Annotated in this window: 21 protein-coding genes; 10 read left to right on the top strand and 11 right to left on the bottom strand. The window is 33.2% G+C overall.

What is annotated here, in order from left to right; translation table 11 throughout:
- The first annotated feature begins 623 nt into the window (after positions 1–623).
- Together Q5Y73_RS23530 and Q5Y73_RS23525 are read left to right on the top strand one after the other, a co-directional pair.
- A complete protein-coding gene (locus tag Q5Y73_RS23530; RefSeq protein ID WP_305994371.1) occupies positions 624–1442 on the top strand; it encodes a hypothetical protein in 819 nt (272 codons plus the stop codon).
- 221 nt (positions 1443–1663) lie between these two features.
- Positions 1664–2746, top strand: coding sequence for a hypothetical protein (locus Q5Y73_RS23525; protein ID WP_305994370.1), 1083 nt, complete (start codon positions 1664–1666; stop codon positions 2744–2746).
- 690 nt (positions 2747–3436) lie between these two features.
- Here the strand turns inward: Q5Y73_RS23525 and Q5Y73_RS23520 are convergent.
- The 4 genes from Q5Y73_RS23520 to Q5Y73_RS23505 all read right to left on the bottom strand — a co-directional run bounded on the left by Q5Y73_RS23520 (position 3437) and on the right by Q5Y73_RS23505 (position 6749).
- Positions 3437–3859, bottom strand: a complete 423-nt coding sequence (locus tag Q5Y73_RS23520; protein ID WP_305994369.1) for a hypothetical protein — start codon at positions 3857–3859, stop codon at positions 3437–3439.
- Complete coding sequence (locus Q5Y73_RS23515; RefSeq protein ID WP_305994368.1) at positions 3840–4313, bottom strand: MerR family transcriptional regulator; 474 nt, start codon at positions 4311–4313, stop codon at positions 3840–3842. The genes Q5Y73_RS23520 and Q5Y73_RS23515 overlap by 20 nt, the downstream gene beginning before the upstream one ends.
- Positions 4314–4515: 202 nt before the next feature.
- Positions 4516–5052 (bottom strand): putative immunity protein, encoded by a 537-nt coding sequence (locus Q5Y73_RS23510; protein WP_305994367.1) that lies wholly within the window; start codon positions 5050–5052, stop codon positions 4516–4518.
- A gap of 284 nt (positions 5053–5336) precedes the next feature.
- Positions 5337–6749, bottom strand: a complete 1413-nt coding sequence (locus tag Q5Y73_RS23505) for an NAD-dependent succinate-semialdehyde dehydrogenase (protein WP_305994375.1) — start codon at positions 6747–6749, stop codon at positions 5337–5339.
- Positions 6750–6947: 198 nt separating this feature from the next.
- Here Q5Y73_RS23505 and Q5Y73_RS23500 point away from each other — a divergent pair, with 198 nt between their 5' ends.
- The 3 genes from Q5Y73_RS23500 (at position 6948) to Q5Y73_RS23490 (ending at position 10180) form a co-directional block, all read left to right on the top strand.
- On the top strand, positions 6948–7610 hold the full coding sequence (locus tag Q5Y73_RS23500; RefSeq protein ID WP_305994366.1) for a hypothetical protein: 663 nt from the start codon (positions 6948–6950) through the stop codon (positions 7608–7610).
- Positions 7611–7874: 264 nt separating this feature from the next.
- On the top strand, positions 7875–8873 hold the full coding sequence (locus Q5Y73_RS23495) for a hypothetical protein (protein WP_305994365.1): 999 nt from the start codon (positions 7875–7877) through the stop codon (positions 8871–8873).
- A 248-nt stretch (positions 8874–9121) separates the two neighbouring features.
- On the top strand, positions 9122–10180 hold the full coding sequence (locus Q5Y73_RS23490; protein ID WP_305994364.1) for a Glu/Leu/Phe/Val dehydrogenase dimerization domain-containing protein: 1059 nt from the start codon (positions 9122–9124) through the stop codon (positions 10178–10180).
- Positions 10181–10228: 48 nt separating this feature from the next.
- Here Q5Y73_RS23490 and Q5Y73_RS23485 read toward each other — a convergent pair whose 3' ends face one another.
- Positions 10229–11005 carry an aminotransferase-like domain-containing protein gene (locus Q5Y73_RS23485; RefSeq protein WP_503366725.1) on the bottom strand — a complete coding sequence of 259 codons (777 nt, stop codon included), beginning with the start codon at positions 11003–11005 and terminating at the stop codon, positions 10229–10231.
- 226 nt (positions 11006–11231) lie between these two features.
- Here Q5Y73_RS23485 and Q5Y73_RS23480 point away from each other — a divergent pair, with 226 nt between their 5' ends.
- A complete protein-coding gene (locus Q5Y73_RS23480; RefSeq protein WP_371320269.1) occupies positions 11232–12623 on the top strand; it encodes an LVIVD repeat-containing protein in 1392 nt (463 codons plus the stop codon).
- A gap of 93 nt (positions 12624–12716) precedes the next feature.
- On the opposite strand, the gene Q5Y73_RS23475 is transcribed toward Q5Y73_RS23480, so the two are convergent.
- The 5 genes from Q5Y73_RS23475 to Q5Y73_RS23455 all read right to left on the bottom strand — a co-directional run bounded on the left by Q5Y73_RS23475 (position 12717) and on the right by Q5Y73_RS23455 (position 16040).
- Entirely contained in the window at positions 12717–12962 is a 246-nt protein-coding gene (locus Q5Y73_RS23475) for a helix-turn-helix domain-containing protein (protein WP_305994363.1), read from the bottom strand.
- A complete protein-coding gene (locus Q5Y73_RS23470) occupies positions 12911–13273 on the bottom strand; it encodes a hypothetical protein (protein WP_305994362.1) in 363 nt (120 codons plus the stop codon). Before Q5Y73_RS23470 ends, Q5Y73_RS23475 begins: the two co-directional genes overlap by 52 nt.
- A gap of 206 nt (positions 13274–13479) precedes the next feature.
- The gene (locus Q5Y73_RS23465) at positions 13480–14112 is read right to left on the bottom strand and encodes a hypothetical protein (RefSeq protein WP_305994361.1); all 633 of its coding nucleotides are present in this window, start codon (positions 14110–14112) and stop codon (positions 13480–13482) included.
- A 93-nt stretch (positions 14113–14205) separates the two neighbouring features.
- The gene (locus Q5Y73_RS23460) at positions 14206–15261 is read right to left on the bottom strand and encodes a matrixin family metalloprotease (protein WP_305994360.1); all 1056 of its coding nucleotides are present in this window, start codon (positions 15259–15261) and stop codon (positions 14206–14208) included.
- A 158-nt stretch (positions 15262–15419) separates the two neighbouring features.
- Positions 15420–16040 (bottom strand): hypothetical protein, encoded by a 621-nt coding sequence (locus Q5Y73_RS23455; protein ID WP_305994359.1) that lies wholly within the window; start codon positions 16038–16040, stop codon positions 15420–15422.
- Between the two features lie 472 nt (positions 16041–16512).
- On the opposite strand from Q5Y73_RS23455, the gene Q5Y73_RS23450 reads away from it, so the two are divergent.
- The 4 genes from Q5Y73_RS23450 to Q5Y73_RS23435 all read left to right on the top strand — a co-directional run bounded on the left by Q5Y73_RS23450 (position 16513) and on the right by Q5Y73_RS23435 (position 19829).
- Positions 16513–17667 (top strand): sensor histidine kinase, encoded by a 1155-nt coding sequence (locus Q5Y73_RS23450; protein ID WP_371320268.1) that lies wholly within the window; start codon positions 16513–16515, stop codon positions 17665–17667.
- Positions 17668–17669: 2 nt separating this feature from the next.
- Positions 17670–18335 carry a response regulator transcription factor gene (locus Q5Y73_RS23445; protein ID WP_305994372.1) on the top strand — a complete coding sequence of 222 codons (666 nt, stop codon included), beginning with the start codon at positions 17670–17672 and terminating at the stop codon, positions 18333–18335.
- A 65-nt stretch (positions 18336–18400) separates the two neighbouring features.
- Entirely contained in the window at positions 18401–18622 is a 222-nt protein-coding gene (locus Q5Y73_RS23440) for an SHOCT domain-containing protein (protein WP_305994358.1), read from the top strand.
- 679 nt (positions 18623–19301) lie between these two features.
- Positions 19302–19829, top strand: coding sequence for an NAD(P)H-dependent oxidoreductase (locus Q5Y73_RS23435; RefSeq protein WP_305994357.1), 528 nt, complete (start codon positions 19302–19304; stop codon positions 19827–19829).
- A 55-nt stretch (positions 19830–19884) separates the two neighbouring features.
- Here Q5Y73_RS23435 and Q5Y73_RS23430 read toward each other — a convergent pair whose 3' ends face one another.
- Entirely contained in the window at positions 19885–20241 is a 357-nt protein-coding gene (locus Q5Y73_RS23430) for a winged helix-turn-helix transcriptional regulator (RefSeq protein ID WP_305994356.1), read from the bottom strand.
- Positions 20242–20267 lie beyond the last annotated feature (26 nt).

The following is a 20267-nucleotide window of genomic DNA, read 5'->3' as shown; positions in this document are numbered from 1 at the left end:
TTGTGGAAGATTGGATAAGGAATAACACCTATCATTTTCGACGCCCTGTAGTAAGGGTTTCCCTCATGTGCATATCCAATAAAATAGGTTTGTAATATGAAATAACATGAAAATAAGCTAACTGAAAGGAGCCAGTCTATAGATCGTGCGAACATAAAAATAAAAGAATCAAAACAAAACAAAATAGTCTATTCCTCGTAGGTCAGAAACACTGAAATTTGTCATACGTTTTCCACTATATAGTGGGGATTAAAAATAATAGATTTGTATTAAGGGACAAAATATGGTTTCTTTTTCATTTAATATATTTAATTTTCTTATAATTGTGAAAATTAGTATTTATTACATAGGACTATACTAATTATAAAATCTGTAATATAATAGATACCTTAAAGTGGAATAAATGTATTTATTTGTAACAGTGGAATATCTTAGGCTAACTCTTCCATTTAATTAAAAAAAGAAGAGGAGGTGAATCGAGAAAAGAATTTCTCCTTTTTTTTTAGATTTTCAAAGATAACTAGAGATTAGTAAATTTGATAATCTACAAAATAATGGATTAGGTTTATTGGTTTACCTACTAAAAAACTGAAAATAATAATATAATATGAGGTGAATAATTCATGAAAAAAGCTTTAAGTTTGGTTGTTGCGATCGGTTTATTTCTTTCTATTACCAATGTCTATGCTATAAATAATTCTATAACTATACCAGATAAGATGGAACCAAATACAATCATTACTTTTGATGAGGATTTATCTATTCAAGTAGAAGATAGGCAGCCTATTCAACTTAAAGTTGGAATTGAATCCAATGATCCAATTGAACTTGGAATTGTATTATCTGACGAGGAGATAGCAGAATTAGAAGCTAAAGTTAAAAAAATTAAAGAAGAAGCTAAAGATTTGCCCCATTACAAAGTAGAAACTGTACTACCCACACCTTTTCCGGGAATGAAAGTGACCTATGGCTCTGACGGTAAAATCAGTCATATTTTAAACCCAGATGGCACCGAAGTCAGAGTCCCATTAAAAACCCACGATTATCCAGGAGTAGGTGAACGTGCGCAGATTGGAACATATGAATACGACGGTGACCAAAAAATTACAATAACTAGTGGTAGTGTTCTTGGAGAAGGGACATTTACAGTTTTTAGAGCTGGCGTAGGTGGCAGCAATGATGAAGGAAGAGGTTCTAGTGGTAAAATCTTAGAAGCAGGTGATGTTGCTACAAAATGGGAGTATGACAATCCAAATCACAATACTCCAATTGATGCTAGAGCATTAGACACGAATATTTTTAAAGTTGTGTATAAGAATGATATTGGAACTCTTCCCCATGCTGTTCTAGATATTTATTTCTGGGGTTATAATAACCAGTTCTTTGGATATATGTATGATGATTATTTATCTTTTCCAGGTAGATATTATTATGAATACTAAAAATGATCTTTAATAACTCTAAATGTGCAAAATAGTTTAATACTTCATCCGTAATTCTTCCATTAGAATTTGTAAATATATTTATTTAGAATTAAAACCTAAATACAAGTTATACTAATCTCGCATACAATATCTACCACATATTGTATGCGAAGTTCAACAAAAATTTTAAAGACTTAATTATTTAACCTACTATAAAAGATTGGAGAAAGACAAGGATTATGAAAAAAACACAACTGTTATTATTATCCATATTTATAATGATTAGTTTTGTTGTAGCTTGTGAAAAAGACAACGAAGAAGTTAGTAAAACTCAAATAAAAGAAGATAGTCATTCACAGGAAGAAAGCAATAAACAAGAGCAATTAGAAGAAGACTACATCTCAGCAACTGTAACTGGATATAATAACGGGGTAAACGCCGATAACGGCATGACTACTCAAATTTGGCACTTTGACCCAGACGGTGAAACAACAAAAAAAGTATTTGATTTTGAAACATCGGCGCAATACTCACTTGGATATTTTGATCGAAAAAATAATGTAGTGTATTATGTGAAACGAGTTCATACAGAAGATAGTTACGGTGACCAAATTTTTACTACCGATTTAAAAACGGGGATAGAGACTCAATTAACGGATCAACTCTTTGCAGTCAATCGTATCATTCCAGTGGAAGATCAAATCTTTATAGTCGCTGCAAGAAAAAATGAAAGAGAAGATAAACTCGGATCTATAGATAAAAAAACCAATGAAATTACTTTTTGGAGAAAGGACGAGGATAACTCTGTAGCTAGTATTGCTGTAGATAAAATAAATAAAAAGGTATTTATTAGTGCTTTTTCAATGGCGGATAGGGATGAAAGTTTTAAAACTCAAGGAAATGGTAATTATCAAATGGAGAAATATACAATATATCAAGTTGATTATGATTTACAAAATACTAAAGAAATATTTGCAGAAAACTGGCATATCAGATCCATCATGACAAATGGAGAGAAAATAACCGCATTAGCTGACAAGAAATACAATAATAGTAAAGAACCTTCCATGATATACGAATATAACATTAAAACAGGTGAATCAGCTTTAGATACATGGACTGCCCAACGATTAAGGTCACATAGTTCTGATTATTCCTCAGATGGAAAGAAAATATATGGAATTTCTATAGTAGATGAACATCGAGGGATAGCTGCGTATGATGTAGAATCGCAACAAATGGAATTGCTTGTTGATACGATAGAAGGAAACTTTATCAATAATATTCATGTTGTAAAAAATGAAATAAAAAAAGACAATTAAAAAGTTCAGAAATGAAATAAAGTTATTCCAATTCTAACTGCCAAATTGGGGTAAAATATTAAATTAGTTGATTATATTTTATCCCGAATTATTAAATGAATAATTATAATATAGAGTTGTTAAATTATTTTCTGAGAAGACTTAAACATAAATCCTTTAAAAAGCTTTAAAATATTATTATTGCTTCTTATTTTATCTTCTCATCCCTCCTTGTATGATCAATTCTTTCTTCTTTTTCTCTCCTCCAATTTTTTAAACGTTGGAACGACTGATACACATGCCCGAAGTGGTGCAATCATAAACATATAAAACTCGTAAGCTATTTGAATGTCATTACCAAACATCTATGATAGCAGGAACACTCATGCATAAGACCAAGCAACCTCTAATAGTTTGTTTGTCATCAAAGGATTAAATTTCATTTTATATGAATTGATCTTCCACAATATGGCCCCATTCATAAAGAAAGACGCTTCTCTGTTAGAGAAAAGCGCCATACGCTGAATACTAGTAAATCCCCTTTCCTCCCACTGGCTTCAAGGTGCTGATTCTCTCCATACCCACAATAATCTTTGCACACTTGATGGGCAGTTTCATTGCTCCACACTTCATAAACAAATGTATCGCATCTTATTTACAAATATCGTGACTTTATTTTTAGCCACATTCGACTTATCTGTTACTGTAGTGTTAACCATCGGCCTGTTTTTTCTTCATTGTTGTGCCTAGTATGATCAAGGCAACATAGATTACTATGGCAATCGAATCTATAATCGTATCCGTAAGAGCCAATACGTCAAGTAATGCCGTTACACCTAGAATGACCATCAGTCGCACGATCAGGATCGCCGAGATCATCCATACGGCAAAACGGATCTTCGATCGCTCACTTTGGAATGACATGTAAATGAATGCGATGCCGAAAACCAGATTTTCCGCCGTTATAATGTGCCAAACATACGTGAATACCACTCGAGAATCCATGGATATCGCCCTAATGTCGAGCATCGGCAGCACAGTGGAATGCCCGTTCCATGCATGCGTGACGGCAACCAGCATCGCAAGAACGCCAGCAATCAGATAATAAAAATTCCTAACCTTGATGTTGATCACAACCCTCCATAGAAATTCCCGGTTCATTCTCTCGGATATCCTTGTAAAGCTCGCGAACGAATTCTGCTAACCGTTGATCGCTTTCGTTATTAAAATCCCTTAACGTTTCGGCTGCTATATTGAGTAACCGACTGACCTTTACCAGATGGTTAATCTTTTTGCGTGTTTCTGCGTTCTTAGCATCGAGAAATGCAGCAACCTCTTCGCAGTAAGTGGAATCGATATTTTCCATCTTTCGGAAACGCAATTTCCCCTTGATTTCTTCAAGAGTAAAGTCCGCATACCGCATGATATGAATATTCATCAAGTCAATGAGGTCATCCCTCGAATACATGCGATACCGATTGTCTTTCCGAAACGGCGAGACGATCCCAATCCGATCATAATACCGAAGTGTATCTTTGGACATCCCAAGAATCTGCGAAACCTCTTGTATAGAATAAAGTTTTTCCATGAATCTAGAATAACATTTGAGTTGACTCCAATGTCAAGTGGTTTTCTGATTTCTTTATATAGTTTGAGTATTATTTTTAAAGATATTTTGATTGTATTATTAACAATAATATTTATCTTATTGTTAATAAACTTTATTACGTAATCTGGCCCCATTCATAAATATAGTCGCTTCTCTTATTCTTCTAAAGCAACTATTAATTTCATTCGTAGTCTAACATCAACTCATTTAATATTTTTAATTGTCTTTTCCTCTCTTTTGTTGCGGTCTCTTGTGAATTATTTGATAAAGAATTTATTAGCTTAACTACGTAGTCACTACAAACTAATGCATGTCCTCTCATATGCCCTGTTGCAATTGCTTGGGCAAATGAACGTGCAGCAAATTTACTTACTTCCGATTTAGACTCCTTCGCTAATTCATTTACGATAAATCCTACTTTTCGCAAATCGTATGCCCTTATACTCCCTTCTATACGTTTTTCAAGTGTCTCTATCCCTAACTTTATGCGCTCATCATTCTTCAGGTGATTATCGAGGTGAATTAAGTATTTACTTGCAATTTTTAAGGACCATTGTGCGAGACTTTTTTGTGACAATTTTTCAAGAGTTTCTTCAATCTTATTCCTTATTTCTTTGTTATCCACGATTTTTATTTTTGGCTTACTATATGTAAATTCTCTTTGATTTTCTTTTAATTTTTGCTCATGTTTGTTCCAAGCGTAATCATCTATTTTCATAAAAGCTTCACCCTTTCGAGATATTCCTATATAAACTTCCAATTGTTGAATCTCATCATGTTATTATTAACATAACACCCCCCTTTTGAACAATGCATATCGTATTATGAGGTCAGGTCAACCAGAAATAACTGGCTAATCTCATAATACGATATGGCCCGATTGTCTAATTTGAGAATCTAAAAAAACTCATGAATTACACACTAATTCATGAGTTTACATCAAACGTTCTTTTAAATCTTTCCTTTAAAACCATATTTATCACGTTCTACATACTGTAAAATTCACTTTATCCCTAAAGAAATATATTTGACCTCTAAAAATTCTTCAATTCCATAGTGACCGCCTTCTCTTCCTAATCCACTTTCTTTTACACCACCGAAAGGTGCCTGAGGTACAGCAGGCATTCCATCATTTAAGCCGATAACTCCATATTCCAGCTGTTCACTTACCCGAAGTGCTAGATTTATATTTTCAGTAAATACATAAGCTGCTAATCCGTATTGTGTATTATTCGCCCTATGAATAACTTCTTCCTCGGTTTTAAAAGAACTAACAGGTGCCAATGGCCCGAATGTCTCTTCAATCATACATAACATCTGATCTGTTGCATGGCTAACAATTGTTGGTTTAATAAAGTTTCCTTTCAGGTGCTCAATTTGCTGTTCACCATATATGATTTGTGCTCCAAGATCAGTCGCATTTTTAAGATGTTGATTTACTTTTTCTATAGCATCCGAATCAATTAAGGGACCAATATTTACACCTTCATCCATACCATTACCTATCTTTAGTTCATTCACTGCTGTTTTGAATTTCTCTATAAACTTGTCGTATATTGTTTCTTGTACGTATATTCTGTTTGCACAAACACAGGTTTGTCCAGTGTTTCTATATTTCGAAGCGATCACACTAGTGACAGCATCATCTAGATCTGCATCTTCGAATACGATAAAAGGGGCTTGCCCTCCAAGCTCCAAGGAAACTTTTTTTACGGTTTCTGAGGCTCCTTTCATTAGTAACTTTCCAATTTCTGTTGAACCTGTAAAGGAAATTTTACGAACACGAGAGTCTTTCAACCATGTTTCCCCTATTGTTTGAGGTTGTCCCGTTACAATATTAAATACACCTTTAGGTATACCGGCTTCATGAGCAAGTTCTGCTAACTTAATCGCTGTAAGTGGGGTTTGTTCTGCAGGTTTGATAATGACAGTGCAGCCAGCTGCTAATGCAGGTGCAACCTTTCTTGTGATCATAGCCGCAGGAAAATTCCATGGGGTTATTACTGCAACAACGCCAACAGGTTGTTTAATAACAAATAGCCTTTTATTCGAAACTGAAGCGGGAATGGTTTCACCATATATCCTTTTTGCTTCTTCTGAATACCATTCCACAAAACTATTAGCATAAATTGCCTCACCTAAAGCTTCATTGGTGGGTTTTCCTTGTTCTTCGGTCATAATAGCTGCTAATTCTTCTTTATGCATTTCTATTAATTGGTGCCATTTTTTTAATACTTGAGATCTTTCCACTGCCGTTCTTTGAGACCAAGTTTTAAATGCCGTATAAGCAGCATCAACAGCATAAGCTGCTTCTTTTGTTCCGCCGTTTGGTACAAACCCAATGACTTCATTAGTTGCGGGATTTATGACATTAAATTGTTCTTCTGTCTGTATCCAATCACCATTTATATAAATAGATTTTTTTATCAAGCCGTTCCCCTCCTTGTTTTTCCATATTATAACATGGACATTAGGACTGTTGGGTAAATGGATTATAGCAATTGAAAGTACTTTGGCTAATAACGTAAGTACAATCAAATTTTTTATGTTAAAATAGGAAGAATATAAGTTAAGCGCTTTCCTTGATAACAAAAAATAGAAGGAGTTTTTGATATGAAAGATTTTGATAAAGAGTTGTTCTTAAAGTATGTACCCTATATATATTTTGATAAAAATGAGCCTTTTTATCCTGATAGAGTGGGGATAAACATTTATACACAATCGGATGCTGAGTTGGCTGCTTCTCGTCGAATTTTTATGAATGAAGAGATTCAAATGGTTATTGAATATGCAATTTATTGGGATTTTGATATACAACATCTTTATGAGCTTGAGCATGTATTTGTTTATATTAATCATGAAGGGGAAGTCGTAGATTGTGAAGCTAGTTTTCATGGATTTCGAGTAAAAGGGTTGTTGAAGTCAAAGGCTAATTTATTTCAAACTCATATTCAGCTTTATTCACAGCCAGGCAAACACGCATTTTTTCCTAGACCTGAATATTTTGAATTGGTACCAGACTTATATCGAGCGACAAATGAAGAGGCAGGAAAGGATGGTTTGCTTGTAACTAAGAGATTTAGAGGAGTTTATAGTTCAACTGCAGAGATAGACGAGAAGGTTAAAGAGTATTTGCAGAATTATAGATTTATACCTTCAATGGAATTTGAAGTCTATACATGGGAAGAAGATATCTTTATATCTTCTGAGCAGTTATATAAAGAAATCCCTGAACGGATTCAAGCTTGGGTACATAAACTTACTGAAGAGGAATAGTTGTTTGATTTTAATCTATAAACAACTGTTTTAAATATGGTCATACACCATTTTTAGTATATTAGTGGATAAACATCTATACCATGTACATTTGAAGTGCATAGAATAATGTAGGAGTTTTAGTTTCTTATTTATTTAAACGCTGAACGAATAATTGAGATTATTTTTTAATTCATAGGGCACTCCAATATCCTTGGAATGCCTTATTTTTGTGCAACTTTTTAAACATAAATCCGTCTAAAGAACGAAGGGGGGATGGACAAAATGAAAAACATGATTTTTAGATTTGCATTACTTTTAATATTCCTTATTTCAGGATGTATGGAGCAGAGTTCAACAGACAAATTAATGGAGAAGACAAATCCGATGGGAATTAAAATAGGTTCGAACCAGATAGAGAAAGAATTGGAATCTAGTTCAGTAGAAATAATGATTGAGGGACCGAATCTAACTGAAATAACTATGGAAGCGAATCGGATTGAGAAAGAACGGGAATCTAGTTCAACTGAAATAGTGATTGAGAAATCAAATCCAACAGATATAAAGATAGAACCGAGCGATGTAGAGAAAGCATTAGAGGTCAACTCTGTAGAACTAGTATTTGAAAAACCAATTGAAATTCCCAAATTTAATGGAGATGTAACCATTGATTGGATAGACTTTGTAAACATCAATGATAGAAAATATGTTGGCACTTCTGGAGTAATTATCGCTAAACCTTCGTTGGTTAATGAAAATGATGTTGTAGGTGAAGTGGAATTTAAACTGGAGGGGGTTGTTAAACGTTTAAATTATAAAATTAAGGATGGGGATGCTGCGTTTCTAAGTGCAGGTACTAAACTATATTCAATCGTTGGTTATGAAGATGAGACTGTTATAGCAGCCAAAGATGATCGTTATATTCATGGTTACAATATATATAATGAAAACAATCAGAGTACTCTTTCAAAAAAATTCAGTCAGATTTTAAAGCTGGATATCGAAAAAATTGAAATTTATAAGTTTTCTAATTTGGAAACTCCCCTCCAAACGTTAGAGGGGGGAGCTATTAAGAGCTTTATTTCATTATTGGAAAATGGAAGAGATGAACCAGACTATCCTGGTGTAATAGAAGTTGAAAATTCAGATTATTATCATATTGCGTTTTATACAGGTGGGGCTTTTGCTCATACAAAAACCTTGATATATGATGGAGACAATTATTTGTTTCATTCATGGAGTACTAGTGTAGTTTCAAATGAAATTGAGCAATTTTTAAAGTAAAAGCTAGTACATATGAATTAAATAGAGGAGGTGTATTCAACTTTGTTTGAAACACCTCTTTTTTGTGTAAAATGATTATCAGATGTTTGTGATTTTAACCTTTGACAAAACGTCAATGAAACATTACGCTGTAAGTAAGGTTAGTAATAAATTATCAAAATTTCTTAACAGAGTTATTCTATGAAAATCAATCATTTTATTTCATTTTTATTTTAACTCATTAGTATGAATGAAACGGGGGAATACAGTTGGAAATTTTTAAGTATATGGAGAATTTCGACTATGAACAAGTTGTGTTTTGTCAAGATAAAAAATCCGGTTTAAAAGCTATTGTTTCAATACATGACACAACACTTGGCCCAGCATTAGGTGGATCAAGAATGTGGCCTTATGTTAAGGAGGAGGATGCTATCCTTGATGTATTGCGTTTATCTAGAGGGATGACATATAAAGCAGCTGCAGGTGGATTGAACCTTGGTGGTGGAAAATCGGTTATCATCGGAGATCCTAAAACAGATAAAAATCCTGAAATGTTCCGTGCGTTTGGTCGTTTTATTGAGGGTCTGAATGGAAGATATATTACGGCTGAGGATGTTGGGACAACAGAAGAGGATATGAATAATATACATAAGGAAACAAATAATGTGACTGGTGTAACACTTTCATCAAGAGGCGCAGGAGGTAATCCTTCCCCTTCAACAGGTTATGGAGTGTTTAGAGGTCTTAAAGCAGCGGCTGTTGAGAAGTTTGGAACAGATAGCTTGGAAGGAAAGGTAGTAGCAGTTCAAGGTTTAGGCAATGTAGCCTATGCATTATGCCAGCATCTACACAAAGAAGGAGCTAAATTAGTAGTAACGGATATTAATAAAGAGCGTGTGAATAGAGTAGTTGAAGAATTCGGTGCTAACGCTGTCGACCCAAAAGATATATATGGAGTTAACTGTGATATATTTTCACCTAATGCATTAGGTGCTGTTATAAATGATGAAACGATCCCTCAATTAAAAGCTAAGGTGATAGCTGGAGGTGCAAATAATCAATTACAGCAGGATAAACATGGGGATAAGCTTCATGAATTGGGTATCCTCTATGCTCCAGATTATATTATTAATGTTGGTGGCCTTATTCATGTGGCAGATGAATTAAAAGATTCCTTTAAGCTTGAACGTGTGCTTAACAAAGTAAAGCATGTTTATCAAAATATGCAAAAAGTGATAGAAATATCAAAACGTGATCAAATTGCCACTCATTTAGCGGCAAATCGGATGGCAGAAGAGAGATTGGAAGCTGCAAAAAAAGTAAAATAATTTAGTATTGTTAAAGGCAATTTATCTTTTTTGTAGGATGAAGTGCCTTTATTTAACTTTAATAGTTGCACTTGCAATCAGTTGGGATAATCTCATAAGCCCTTTTTCTAATTGTTCTAAGGATGCATAAGAATAGGACAAACGAAGGTGATGTTGGTCATTTCGATCATAAATATATCCTGGGTTTATTAAAATATTTTCTTTCAGTGAATGTTTAAATAGTTTGTGCATTGATATCTGTTTTTTGATATGAAGCCAGATATAAAAACCACCTTGAGGTATTTTCCAATCTGCAAATTCTTTATAATATTTATTTAGTATTTGAACCGTAAAATCTCTGCGTGATTTTAATTCATTTCTTACTTTTTGAATATGTTCCTCATACAATCCACTGGATAACCATTCTGCAACCACAAACTGTGAAATCGAGCTTGCTCCATAATCCATTTGCATTTTGATATCAGCCAAACGATGAATGACAGGTTCTGGGCCTACAATCCAACCTATACGTAAACCAGGACCTAAAGTTTTAGACATGCTTCCCAAATATAAAACAAGTCCTTGATCATCTATTGCTTTTAAAGGATTAGGTTTTTTTTTATCTAGCCACAAATCTCCATAAGCGTCATCTTCAATGATTGGCAATCTTTCTTTTTTACAAATTCGAATTAATTCTTCTCTTTTGGTTTTCGACATCAATATACCAGTTGGATTGTGAAAGCTAGGAATGGAATAAAGTAACGATCCGTTGTACAGTTTATTTAATCTTGAAATGGATTCAGTTATCAATCCATCATCATTCATAGGTATTTCTAGTAGATTCATACCTGCTGATTGCGTCTGATCATTATTTTAAATAAAATATCAGCATTTGTGATGTGGGGAACAGCCATTTATATTATTTCTGTATTTATTTAATCCTTTTTTAATAGTTCTAAATCACTAAAACTTTACATACATAGTAATAAAATATCATTTTTTGTAATAAAAATACTAAAAGATGATATAATTTAATGGTTACAAAATTTTTCTTTAATTGGAGGTATGTTCTTTGGTAGGTAAAAAATGGGTTAAAAGTATTTTGGTTAGTTTACTTGTATTCTCTATAGTTATTCCTGCTCAAGTGTTTGGACATGATGAATTGGGTGATATCTTTCTAGAAAAAGGAGAGAGAACGAATTATAATGATATCTCTGCTACTTTACTAGAAGGTAGTAAGAACTTGAAGTTTTTAAAAGAAGTAGCTGCACCTGAAATGGCCATAGTTAGAGAGGATGGTTTGGAAAACTCATTTGGTGATCTTTATGCACATAAAGGATATGCTTACGTTGGAACACATACAGCGAATGGAGGGAATGGTGGAGTAAGAGTTTTTGATCTTCAAGATCCTGCTAATCCTGAAGAAGTAGCTGTGTTTGCAAATAATGACTTCCCAATGACATGGCAGGAAAAAGTCATTGTGAAATCTGTTAACACCCCACATTTTAAAGGTGATCTTGCCGTTGTTTCAGTTCAGCAATTGGATCGAGGGCACCCAGATTCAAAAGGTGGATTTTTACTATATGATGTAACAAATCCTGTTGAACCTCAGAAACTAGGTTTTTGGGAAGTTGCAAAGAGTACTTTAGGAACTCATGAATTATATTTAACGACGCAAGGTAATCGAGCTATTGTATTAGCTGCTAGTCCTTATACAGATTATTTTACACAGGGTGAGAGTCGCGATTTCCAAATTGTAGATGTTAGTGATCCGACTAATCCTGAGACTTTATGGCAATTTGACCCTAGGACTTTACCTGAAGTAGATGAATCATTTGACGGTTATTTCTGGGATTCTCCTGATGGTAAAGTAAGAGCTGTATTTAATCACAGTACAATGGTAGATGAAACAGGTAAATACGCTTATATTTCTATGTGGGATTTAGGGACACTAATATTTGATATTCAAGACCCAGAGAATCCTACTTATCTAGGACGTACAGACTTCGCTGCTCATCAACAAGGCTCTGCTCATTCCTCAGCTATAGCAAAGGGCGGTACAGTTTTAATTGAAACTAGAGAAGTTTATGTTCCAGTAAAAGATGGATATGAAGAGTCCTATGGATATACCCGTATTTTTGATATAAAAGATAAAACAAATCCAGTTTTATTAAGCGAATTTAAGACAGATCTAACTACGGATATTCCTCCTACTAATAATGTTACTTTTGCTAAGACAGTACATGATCCAAAAGTAAGAGGAAATACACTTTACCTTTCTTATTATGCTGGTGGTATCATTGCTGTAGATATTACCGATGCTAGCAATCCAACAGAAATCGCACGTTACACGCCTGAATATTCTGATATTTGGGGAGTTTTTGTAGATAGAAACTATATTCTTGCATCAGATATAGGAAGCGGATTAAAAGTACTTCAAAAAAATAATAGTAATAACGAATAAGATAAAGGTAAGAAAGAGGCCTAAATAATGGGCCTCTTTTTTTTGAGACAATCCGATAGGAGTTCTTGTTCCATTTTAAGAATTTATAAATGTTCACTTATTGGTATTTTTTTCACCTTCATTATCATTTTTAAGTATAAGTGATAGAAATTCCGTAATAATCGCTTGTATAGCATCGTCTTTTGGCATTTTTATATATTTGGCTAATACTAAAATATCCTTTTCAAATAATTTTAAAATTTCATTCATACTTTGTTTGTCTCCAAGCTTTGCATTTTCAATTAGGTCTAAGAAATATCTATCTTCTGCCGTATACTTTGAATTGCTTTTCTCTTGCATTTGTTCACCGCCTGTTGACTTATTTTAAGTTCAATTGCTAGTTCTTTTTCTGTAAAACCATCCATATATATTTTTTGTAATATGTACTTTTCTTTGTTTGAAGAAAGATAGGATAAGAGCTCAAATAGATAAAAACGGGTAATGATATCTGAAGAGTCGGTTTGCGTCATATATAAACTTTCATCGTATTTTACTAACCACTCTTTCCTTTTACGTATTTTTGCTGCATACTGTATTCTCCAAGCTGTGCGCTTCAGTAAAGTTCTATAGTGATCTACTACACTTACATCATCTTCCAAAATTAAACTCATTTCATCATCATCTCCTACACCAATATATTTTTTCATAAATAAAGGAAAATTTAATTCATTTTTACAACAAAAATATAGAAAATTATACAAAAAATTCTACATTATTCATAAATGAATAGGAGATGTTCAAAGACGCTTATTTTACTGATATTTATGATAGGAAAATGATTGGAGGATGGAATGATGATCTAAGAAGGAGAATATGGTTAATATTTGCGTTCAATTTTATCTAATATAAAAGTTCCATTATGATAGGTGATTGACTGATGACAATAGTTTTGATCAAAATCAAGATTAATAGCTTGATTGGTCATATTGTTAATCACTTGTCCATTATTAGTATTTGAATTCATGAATACAGTGATTTTTTCTTCTGGAATCATTGTAATGGTATTTGAAAAGAACATTTGCTGTGCACTAACAATATTAGGTTCCGCATTTATTTGTCCATTTACTATGACTGGTTGAGCTAAACCAATTGTAATTTCTTCTTCATCAAATGGTGAAGATCGGACATATTCAACTGTATAAGGATACGTATCATTCAAATTTAATAATTGAAATGTGCCATATTTGAATTGGAGTGTACTTCCATTAGGTAATATCTGACTTAGAGATTGTTTATCTATAATAGAACCAACTGCTGTGTTTGCTCTACTGGCATAAACTGCATATTCATTTCGCCAACATATCGTGTTTCTTTCAAAAGCTCCGAAAGTAATCCATGCTACTTGTATCACATTACTAAGAAATTCTTTAAGAATAACTACTTTTTGCTGCATTTTGTTTACATACTCTACATCATCTTTTGAAAAGTTAATAGTTAATTGATTGTACATAGTAAAGCTCCTTTGTTACTTAGACGAAGCACATTTACCAATAGTTAGGAATTGTGCTCCGTCTTATGAAATGCTTGTTAGCACGAAAGAAATTTAAATTGTACTATAAAGAAGTTGTTCGAATGAATATTCAATATTAGATACTCTACTAACTGAACGAGCACAGCTGAAACGGTTTGAATCTGGATTTTGTATAAATAAACCGTCCCATTCATTCACAGCAGATAAAATCCCGTCATCTCTATATTTGCCCATAAATACAATTCGATCCCCTTCTAACAAGTATCTAAGATTTTTCAGTCTTGATACACATCCACCTTCCGTACCACCAAATTGATGAATAGTGAATTCTGAAGGTTCCATCGTACATCCTTTCAGAGGTTGATCTAGCCTTACTTTATAAGAGGACCAATAGTTTTCTCCATCCTGTGTAATTGTATCCCCTTTTTCCAATACAATACCTTCAAAAGCAACATCAGAAGCTTGAAGCGCATCATTTGGATTGCTGTAATCTTCTTCCATGAGTGTGTGGGTCAGGTCTTGTTCTGGCGCTAAACCACTAACTGCTTCTCCAACTGGATATAGATATACGGTTTTAACAGGTTTTGTATCTAAAGAAGTTGGTGTTGGAGATAATAGAAAGTTATTAAATGTGCTGAAGGCAGAATCATACATGACAGAAACATTTTTGCTTTTATTATGATCAAGACTTAATGCGTGTCCGATTTCATGCATGGCAATCGCAGCAGCTCTTTCATCTGTATATTTATCTTTTTGTATATAGGCCATATTTAAATAAGCGACATTCCCCTTAATTTCTGACGTTACTTTACCATCAACTGTTTCCTTTACAGCGGTATTATTGATTCCTACCCAGTCTAGATTTGATTTATCTTCGCCTCTTAAAAATAGATTCACATTGTTTACATCATAACTTTCTTCAAAATCAACATAACCGTCTAATAGATCTGTCCATTTTTGAATGGCGGTTTTCCACGCATTCTCAAATTTTTCTTTGTACTTTAAATCTAGTTTTTTTGGTTCAAACATAATAGCATAATAAATTTTAGCCCTACTATTGGTTTTTGATATTGTAGGATATCTCATATTGTAATAAGGAGTTGGACTTCCTTTAATTGGTTCTGGCATTTAATATCATCCTTCCTATTAATTGAATAATGAATGTGTAGGGCTACTGTATAGAATCTATGATTTTCGAGAGAGTATTTATATTAAATAAAATGACAAAGCTCTAAATGATAACTGTTTCAAAAAGTGATCAGAAAGGGATATAGCTTGTTCACATTTTAACTATCTTTAACAAATGTACCGTTCTGATAAGTAATGGATTGATTATTGTTGCTTCCGCTAAACTCTAAAGTTATCGCCTGACTTGTAATTGTGCTTAATACCTGCCCTGTTTGAATTTGCGATTGCATAAACACTGTAATTTTTTCCTCTGGTGTCATTTTAATGTTATCTGAGAAAAGGACGTTCCCAGCACTTATAATTTTTGGATCACTACTAATGTTCCCGTTTACTGTAGCTGGTTGAGCTAAACCAATTGTGATTGGTTGCTCATCGTATAATCCAGCTTGAATATAATTAACATTGTACGTGCCTGGATCTCCTTTTTTGTTAATAAAATCAAATGCCCCTTGTTTAAAATTAAGTTGGCTTCCACCAGGCAATAAGCCAGTTTCCGATTGTTTGTCAATGACTGCACCAGCTTCGATATCACTTCTACTTGCATATACTGAATATTCTGGGTTCCAAGATACCGTGTTTTTCTCAAAGGCTTCAAAAACCAACCAAGCGACATCAGCTGAACTGCCTGGTAACTGTTTTAATACAATCACTCTTTGATTCACGCAGTTGACTAATTGAACATCCTCTTTTGAAAAATTGACCGTTAATTGATTACTCATAATTTATTCCTCCTATTTTTATTGATTTGTTCCCCTCTCTTCTCACAGGTTTAACAGCCCTACATGTATGAAGGTGAAAAAGGTACTGGATATACAACTATCAATGAAAAGTTATAGAAAAATTGGGGGTTATTTGTTTGAAAATATGCTCATTTCCTGCACATTCGTTTGTTAAACTTAATAGGGGTATGAAATACTATACTTAAAGTAGGTTTTGTGTTTTTGTATTTAGTGGGAGTTGATTGTTATAAAAAAACTATCTTATAAACTCGGAGTTTTGTTTTTTATTTTCATACTTTTAATTGAATCCATGCTTTTTTTATTTCTTTATTTCTCGATGATTAGTGAAAGAGTTCAAAGTGAAAGAAACAACCTTATCGCTCGTGGAATGAGTCATCGAGATGTTCTCGAGAAGAACTTTGATTCCTTAACAATCAAACATGTAGCTTTAATGGAATCGGAGGCGGAGACGATGGTCGTAATTACAGATGATCAATTTGTTTTACTAGAGGCTTCAGATGATGTTACAGAAGAAATAGAACATTTTATTAGTAAAAGTAAGATTTTAGATCTTACTCTACAAGGAGAACTAATTGAATCTAGATGGAGAACTGAACCCTATTTAACCACAATAAGTCCCATTATCATTGATAATCGTTTAAATGGGTATGTATTTATGTTTTTAAAAACACAACCGATCAGAGATATGATCCAAAATTTAACGATGCAGTTTTTCATCGTAGGTGCCATAGCAGTAGTAATTTCCATTGTCACCACAATCTTTTTATCTAAGTTTATTACAGGTCCATTAATCCAAATGAAAATAGCGACAGAAAAATTAAGTAAAGGAAAAAGCGATGTCATATTAGATACTTTTCGAGAGGACGAGTTGGGAGACCTTTCTCGTTCGATACAAAAGCTATCTAATGATTTGAAGCGTCTAAAGAAAGAAAGATCAGAGTTTTTATCAAGTATTTCACATGAACTTCGGACACCACTGACTTATATAAAAGGATATGCTGATGTTTTAAAAAGGCCCAGCCTTGCTTTAAAAGAGAAAGAAGATTATATATCCATTATTCAGGAAGAAACCGAAAATGTTACAAACCTTGTTAATGATTTATTTGACCTTGCAAAAATGGATCGAAATGAATTTTTGATTAAAAAAGAAGTTGTGGAATGCTGTGAGTATTTTCAAGAGATTATTACTATTTTTAAACCAGCTTATGAAGAAAAAAATGTGATGTTAAATTTCTCCTGTGTTCCAAAAATATTTGTAAACATTGATCGAACTCGCTTTGGTCAAGTGGTTCATAATTTTTTAGATAATGCTTTAAAATACTCCCCATCAAACAGTAATGTACAATTGAAAGTACAAATGGAGAATCAACAAGTAAGAATACGAATCTCTGATGAAGGTGAAGGTATTCCTAAGACAGATTTACCAAGGATTTGGGATCGTTTATATCGTGTGGATAAATCACGTTCTCGTACAACTGGAGGTAGCGGATTAGGTTTAACGATAGCAAAAGAAATTATAGAAAGACATGGGGGAAGTGTACATGTTGAGAGTACGATAAGTAAATGTACAATCTTTTCCATTTATATACCATTAGAAAGGTTATGAAAATCATGAAAGTATTAATTGTTGATGACGAAATAAGAATGCAGCGGTTATTGAAGTTATACTTGGAGCCAGCAGGATTCAAGTGTGTAACCTCCGATAATGGAGAAGATGCAATTCGGCTACTTGAAAAAAATTCATTTGACTTAGTACTCCTTGATATCATGATGCCTGAGCTAGATGGATGGGACACAGCGAAATTAATTCGTGAGGTTTCAAATGTACCGATCATCATGCTTACAGCTCGTGATCAAAGTGCTGAGATGGTGAAAGGTTTAAGGATTGGGGCAGATGATTATATTACTAAACCATTTGATGAGTCTGTTCTAATAGCTCGAATAGAAGCAGTTTTAAGAAGGACACATCATTTACAGAAGGTGGAGTTTAAAGGGTTAATATGGGATGAAGAACAACATGAATTAAAGTATAAAGACATCAATATTACATTAACACCAATAGAATTTGAGATGATTGGTTTGTTTTTAAAACATCAAAAAATGGTTTTCAGTCGTGATAAATTAATTCAAACCATTTGGGGATTTGATTCAGATATCGAAGGCCGTACCGTAGATTCTCATTTAAGAAATATTAGAGAGAAATGTAGGAAAGTTAATTTCCCTATTGATGAACACTTAAAAACGGTTTGGGGTGTAGGTTATAAGTGGGAATGAGTTTCCTCAAATATTTCTGCACAATTTTTTATTAAAATAACTGTATAGAAAGGAGATGATATTTTATGCATTGGTTTGATGAATGTGCTAGTTTTCAAGGAGGAGGAATGATGATGATCGGTATGTTTCTTTTTTGGGGTGCACTAATCTTCTTAGGTTTTTATTTATTAAAAAACTATATCAATGGAAATAGCGGATCATCTCGTCATATGAATATTTTGAAAGAAAGATTAGCTAAAGGCGAGATAAGTGAAGAAGAGTATGATCGATTGAAAGAAAAATTGTAAAATGAATAGAAGTAGGAAACTATGATTTTGCAACTTCGATATAACGATGCTTACTTTTTTATATGAAAGATTGATAATAAAAACTCATGAATCAGAAAGAGATTCATGAGTTTTTTTAACTTTAATCTTTCTCAATTGGGGCTTTTTGATGGAGAATATAGATCAAACTTTTTTATAATATCAAATACTCAATCTCAAATCTAGAATCTATTATGATCATTCTTTTTTCAAAATGGATTCTTTTGTCAATAGTACTTACATTTAGGTAAGTACCTGTACTAATTGTGCATACTTACATATTTGTCGTGTTTAATTTATAATGGGGACTCGCCAACATTTCGCATTTATCTTAACTCTGTTTTAATAAATCCTTGATTGTAAACGGTATGTTCATTAAGTATATGTAAACAACGTATTCGTCTTGACAATGAGCTTCACAGCATCAAATTATAAACACGTGAACCGATGTCCAATAGGACACGGTTTATCCAAGCAATGTTATCTGATGCCTTCTCATTATCAAGACACCACTACGTTGAATTGGAAATTTTGTACGCCAAGGAAATCTCTAGGTATAAATAAGCTGTTTCTTTACGTTACTAAAACATGATCTTGTGCTCATTATATAGATAAACGCGGAATGTTGTCTGTACCCCATAATAAAATTTAGGAGGATTACATGAAGACTCTTATTGTCATAGCACACCCCAGTATAGAAACATCTACTGTTAATAAAAGATGGGCTGAAGAATTAAAAAAATATCCGGAAGAGTATACTGTCCATGAGTTATTTAAAGTTTATCCTGATGGAAAAATAGATGTAGAAAAAGAACAAAAATTGGTTGAATCTCATGGAAATCTTATTTTTCAGTTCCCTATTTTTTGGTTTAATTGCCCACCTCTTCTTAAACAATGGATGGACGATGTTTTAACTTACGGATGGGCCTATGGTTCAGAAGGAGATAATTTAAAAAATCGTAAGCTTGCTTTTGCTGTATCTGCAGGAATAAAAAATGAAGATTATAGTGAAAATGGAAGATATCAATTTACACTTGAACAGATTTTAGTTCCATTTAAAACAACTGCTATTTATTGCAAAGCAGATTATCGTTCGTTCTTTGCATTTTATGGAGCAGAATATGAACCCTCCAAGAGTGAAATTGAAAAAAGTGCCCATGATTATATAAAATTCCTTAAGAAGGTATAACACACATAAAAAAGTATTCTCTGAATCAGAGAATACTTTTTTAGTGTTATACCTTCTACTCGGTTACTCCGGAGACTAACAAACGGTTTTTCTCTCCCCACTCGCACATCATATCTAATAACGGAATGAGTGAAAGTCCTCTTTCAGATAAAGAATATTCAACTTTTGGAGGTATTTGGGGAAACTCTTTTCGTATAATAAGATCATCTCTTTCAAGTTCTTTCAACATGACACTTAACGTTTTAAATGGAATTATATCAATACACCTTTTCAACTCATTGTGACGCATAACTTTATTTTCAAAAAGCCAATATATAATAATCATTTTATATTTACCGCCTATCAAGGACAATGTATAACCAAAAGCAGTATCTTTTAACTTAATACCAGATGGAACACATGTCTCACTCACCTTACATCCTCCTTCTGATCAGATAG

The organism is Chengkuizengella axinellae (genome assembly GCF_030730905.1).
Classification (GTDB): Bacteria; Bacillota; Bacilli; order Paenibacillales; family KCTC-33759; genus Chengkuizengella; species Chengkuizengella axinellae.
The sequence above is the reverse complement of the archived record's forward strand: the minus strand, read 5'-3'. Positions and strand labels throughout refer to the sequence as shown.

Coding starts and splice junctions, on each gene's coding strand:
- Q5Y73_RS23530 (WP_305994371.1), top strand. CDS start 624: ATGAAAAAAGCTTTAAGTTTGGTTGTTGCGATCGGTTTATTTCTTTCT.
- Q5Y73_RS23525 (WP_305994370.1), top strand. CDS start 1,664: ATGAAAAAAACACAACTGTTATTATTATCCATATTTATAATGATTAGT.
- Q5Y73_RS23515 (WP_305994368.1), bottom strand. CDS start 4,313: ATGGAAAAACTTTATTCTATACAAGAGGTTTCGCAGATTCTTGGGATG.
- Q5Y73_RS23510 (WP_305994367.1), bottom strand. CDS start 5,052: ATGAAAATAGATGATTACGCTTGGAACAAACATGAGCAAAAATTAAAA.
- Q5Y73_RS23500 (WP_305994366.1), top strand. CDS start 6,948: ATGAAAGATTTTGATAAAGAGTTGTTCTTAAAGTATGTACCCTATATA.
- Q5Y73_RS23495 (WP_305994365.1), top strand. CDS start 7,875: ATGAAAAACATGATTTTTAGATTTGCATTACTTTTAATATTCCTTATT.
- Q5Y73_RS23485 (WP_503366725.1), bottom strand. CDS start 11,005: ATGAATCTACTAGAAATACCTATGAATGATGATGGATTGATAACTGAA.
- Q5Y73_RS23475 (WP_305994363.1), bottom strand. CDS start 12,962: ATGCAAGAGAAAAGCAATTCAAAGTATACGGCAGAAGATAGATATTTC.
- Q5Y73_RS23470 (WP_305994362.1), bottom strand. CDS start 13,273: ATGAGTTTAATTTTGGAAGATGATGTAAGTGTAGTAGATCACTATAGA.
- Q5Y73_RS23465 (WP_305994361.1), bottom strand. CDS start 14,112: ATGTACAATCAATTAACTATTAACTTTTCAAAAGATGATGTAGAGTAT.
- Q5Y73_RS23460 (WP_305994360.1), bottom strand. CDS start 15,261: ATGCCAGAACCAATTAAAGGAAGTCCAACTCCTTATTACAATATGAGA.
- Q5Y73_RS23455 (WP_305994359.1), bottom strand. CDS start 16,040: ATGAGTAATCAATTAACGGTCAATTTTTCAAAAGAGGATGTTCAATTA.
- Q5Y73_RS23450 (WP_371320268.1), top strand. CDS start 16,513: ATGGTCGTAATTACAGATGATCAATTTGTTTTACTAGAGGCTTCAGAT.
- Q5Y73_RS23440 (WP_305994358.1), top strand. CDS start 18,401: ATGCATTGGTTTGATGAATGTGCTAGTTTTCAAGGAGGAGGAATGATG.
- Q5Y73_RS23435 (WP_305994357.1), top strand. CDS start 19,302: ATGAAGACTCTTATTGTCATAGCACACCCCAGTATAGAAACATCTACT.